Origin of the sequence: Rhodoplanes sp. SY1 (genome assembly GCF_046000175.1) — a bacterium.
Taxonomy (GTDB): domain Bacteria; phylum Pseudomonadota; class Alphaproteobacteria; order Rhizobiales; family Xanthobacteraceae; genus Rhodoplanes.
Genome location: NZ_JBEOMB010000224.1, coordinates 1 through 3119, shown reverse-complemented (window position 1 = coordinate 3119; position 3119 = coordinate 1). Strand labels below are relative to the sequence as shown.

4 protein-coding genes are annotated in these 3119 nt (G+C 69.3%); 1 reads left to right on the top strand and 3 read right to left on the bottom strand.

Translation table 11 applies throughout. The features are described from left to right. The coding region (locus ABTU92_RS28660) for a methyl-accepting chemotaxis protein (protein ID WP_408094973.1) at nt 1-511 on the top strand (511 nt) is incomplete at its 5' end. Between the two features lie 265 nt (nt 512-776). On the opposite strand, the gene ABTU92_RS28655 is transcribed toward ABTU92_RS28660, so the two are convergent. The 3 genes from ABTU92_RS28655 to ABTU92_RS28645 all read right to left on the bottom strand — a co-directional run bounded on the left by ABTU92_RS28655 (nt 777) and on the right by ABTU92_RS28645 (nt 2926). Beyond that, complete coding sequence (locus ABTU92_RS28655) at nt 777-1085, bottom strand: hypothetical protein (RefSeq protein WP_408094972.1); 309 nt, start codon at nt 1083-1085, stop codon at nt 777-779. 7 nt (nt 1086-1092) lie between these two features. Further along, on the bottom strand, nt 1093-2133 hold the full coding sequence (locus ABTU92_RS28650; protein ID WP_408094971.1) for a major capsid protein: 1041 nt from the start codon (nt 2131-2133) through the stop codon (nt 1093-1095). A 79-nt stretch (nt 2134-2212) separates the two neighbouring features. After that, nucleotides 2213-2926 (bottom strand): head decoration protein, encoded by a 714-nt coding sequence (locus tag ABTU92_RS28645; protein WP_408094970.1) that lies wholly within the window; start codon nt 2924-2926, stop codon nt 2213-2215. Nucleotides 2927-3119 lie beyond the last annotated feature (193 nt).

Sequence of the window (3119 nt, the reverse complement as noted above, 5' to 3'; positions counted from 1 at the left end):
GATCGGCGACGTCGTGAAGCTGATCACGGCGATCGCCGAGCAGACCAACCTCCTGGCGCTCAACGCGACGATCGAGGCGGCGCGCGCCGGCGAGGCCGGGAAAGGCTTCGCGGTCGTCGCGCAGGAAGTGAAGGCACTCGCGGCTCAAACCGGCAAGGCGACCGGCGATATCGCGTCGCAGATCTCCGGCATGCAGGCGGCGACCCAAGACGCTGTCGGGGCGATCAAGGAGATCGGCGGCACCATCGGTCAGCTTGCCGAGATCGCCTCCGCCATCGCGGCGGCCGTCGAGGAGCAAGGCGCGGCGGCGGCCGAAATCTCACGCAACATCCAGCACGCCGCACAAGGGACGACCGAGGTCGCCGAGAACATCACGCAGGTCAGCCGTGGGGCCGAAGAGACCGGGGGAGCGTCCGGGCAGGTCTTGAGCGCGGCCGGTCAGCTCGCGAGCGAAGGTAACCGGCTCAAGCTCGAGGTCGAGAAGTTCCTCGCCACCGTCAGAGCGGCGTGAACCACGAGAGCGCGTGCGATCGCATCGAGCGCCGTCGTCCGGATCGGAAGCCAGTCGTGAATCTGGCTCGGGCTGCCGGCGCCCCCGAGAGAGTTCACGACGGGTGGATCGAAGCGATTGCTCGCGCGGCTCGGCGCCTTCAGCGGCATGTTGGCGTCGAGCTGCACCGAGTTGCACGTATCGGCGGAGACGCTCCAGAGCGCCATCGATCGACACCTGACGCGAAAGGCAGACGCCACCGGTCACGCGACGCCCGCGACGCCCCTCAGCGGCCCAGGGTGAGCATCAGGTCGCCGTGGTCGGTGGTGCGCAGCGGACACTCGACCCGCCAGGTGGTGCCGCGGCGGACCACCGTGCTGCCCTCGCCCGGCGGCATCTCGCCGAAATCGGCGGCGCGGACCTGCAGGAGGATGCGGTTCGCCTGCACGGGCGCGCCGGTGAGCGCCGAGACCTGGACCGGGTCGTCGGTCCACATCCCGACGACGTCGCGGCCATCGACTCTCACGGTCTCGCCGTGGGCGTCGTAGAGGCGCGCCTGCCCGCGGGCGAACAATTCGGCGAAGCGGGACGGCATCCCGGCCTCAGGTCGACGTGATCAGCTCGACCAACACCTCGGGGCGCTTGCAGATCGCCAGCGCGTTCGATTGTGACTTGAACTCGATGCCGGCGCCATGGTCGAGCAGCTTCGTCGTGATCACCACCTCGGGCGCGGTCTCGTTGACCAGGCCAATGTGATGCGCCGGGCCGTCGAAGGTGCGGAACGTCGTGGTGGTGCCGGTCGGATAGGCGTGGCCCTTGTCGGCCGCGACGTTCGGCTCGCTGACGATCGTACCGTTGGCGTTCCTCACCGGCACCGAGCCCTTGTACTCGCGGAACAGGATGTTGGAGAACTCGAAGACCCGGCCCCAGTTGCCGCCGAGCCGCGAGCGCTCGAAGGTCGCGAGCGACTGGGCGGCTTGCGTCTGCAGCCAGTACTTCTCGACCTTGGCGTGCTGCACCAGCTTGGAGAAGAAGGTCGGCGACACGATCGCCTCGATCGCGGCGGAGGTCTCGCCCTTGAGGTTCGACTGGACGTGGTCGAGCACCTCCTCGCACTTGTCGACGATGCTGGTGCCGGCGGTGCCGAGCAAAAAATCGACCGTCTTCTTGCCGATCTCGAAGACGGCGAACAGGTCGTAGAGAGTGCGGCCCTTGCCGTCCTTGATCAGGCCTTTCAGGGCGCCGAGCCGGACATACTCCCGGGTGATCGCGTGGTTGAGCCGGACGGCGCCGAGCCGTTTCGCCACCTCGGTGTCGAGCATCTTGGGCGCCTTGATGCGGCCCTGCTGGTCGAGGATGCCCTGCAGGTCCTCCGGCTTGATCGCGTCGAGCCCGGGGAAGTGCGGGATTTTCAGGATGATCGTCTTGCCGGTCTCGCGCTCGACCATCTGGCCGGGCGCGCCGGGCTCCTCGGCGGCGAGCACGACCAAGACGCCGTCCTCGAACCGGATCTCGACATAGCGCGAGCGGAACCCCTCGGCCGGGAACAGGTTCAGCGCCTGCATCAGGCCGAAGGTGTTGGGGATGCGGTTGACCTGCTCGGTCAGCTCGACATCGGTGTAGGGGAAATCGATCTCGGGCATGGCCGAGCGCTCCTGTTCGGGATGTGCGGGAGGGGGAAGCGGCGAACGCCGCGGCGCGATCAGCGTCGCGCGGAAGAGATCAGGCGGCGCGGGCCAGGATCCCGAGCGCGCCGAGGGCCGCGATCGCGGCCGCCTTCTGATCGGCCGTGACGCCGACGGGCCAGAGCAGCTCGGGCGCGAACACGATGGCCGGGCCGCGCCGGAGATGGAGGAGCCCGCCGACCGTATCGACGCCGTCGGCCGCCTCCGCGTCGGCGAGCGCGATGCCGTGGACGAGCTGACGGCCGTCGGCGCCGGCCGGGTCCCAGGCGACCAGCTTGCCGATCGCCGGCGCGTCGGTGTCGAGTGCGACGGTGACATCGAAGCCGTCGCCGGCCACGAAGTCGGTACCGCCGTCGGCGACGACGAACTTCAGGTCGTTCGCGAAGGTCGCGCCCACAGCGACGTCGCCGAGCACGAAGCCGTCCGGGTCCGCCACCCGGAAGGTGCCGCCATTGGCGGCGGCGGCGATGCAGCGGAGCGTGTAGACGCCCGCCTTGGCGCCGGCGAGGACCGGCGTGACCGCGTCGAGCGTGAGCGTGCCGCTGCCGGTGTTGCCGCCGGCCTTGGCGGCGGCGACCGCCTCGAGCATGGCGCCGACCTTTCCGACGAGCTGGCCGGCCTTGACGGTGCGCACACCGCCGGCGCCGGCCAAGAGCGTGCCGGTGTCGCGGGTGAAGTCTGGAAACACCTCGTATTTCAGCCACGACGACAGCAGCTTCGGCGCCGTGACGCGGGTGACGGGAAGCGACATTTTTTTAGGTCCTCGGGTGAGCGGTGGGGGCTGGAGCGTGTCTTGCCGAGCCCGACCCGCACTCCGCTCATGCCCGCGCAGGCGGACATCCAGAGGCGGCATGGTGCGCGGCCCCTGGGTCCCCGCCTTCGCGGGGACGACCGGAACAAGGGTCGGTTCATCGCCTCCGAAAATCGCTAGAGCGGAATCCGAT

What these genes read in the sequence shown, in the direction of transcription:
- ABTU92_RS28650 (WP_408094971.1), bottom strand. Translation starts at nt 2,133, where the DNA reads ATGCCCGAGATCGATTTCCCCTACACCGATGTCGAGCTGACCGAGCAG.
- ABTU92_RS28645 (WP_408094970.1), bottom strand. Translation starts at nt 2,926, where the DNA reads ATGTCGCTTCCCGTCACCCGCGTCACGGCGCCGAAGCTGCTGTCGTCG.
- ABTU92_RS28655 (WP_408094972.1), bottom strand. Translation starts at nt 1,085, where the DNA reads ATGCCGTCCCGCTTCGCCGAATTGTTCGCCCGCGGGCAGGCGCGCCTC.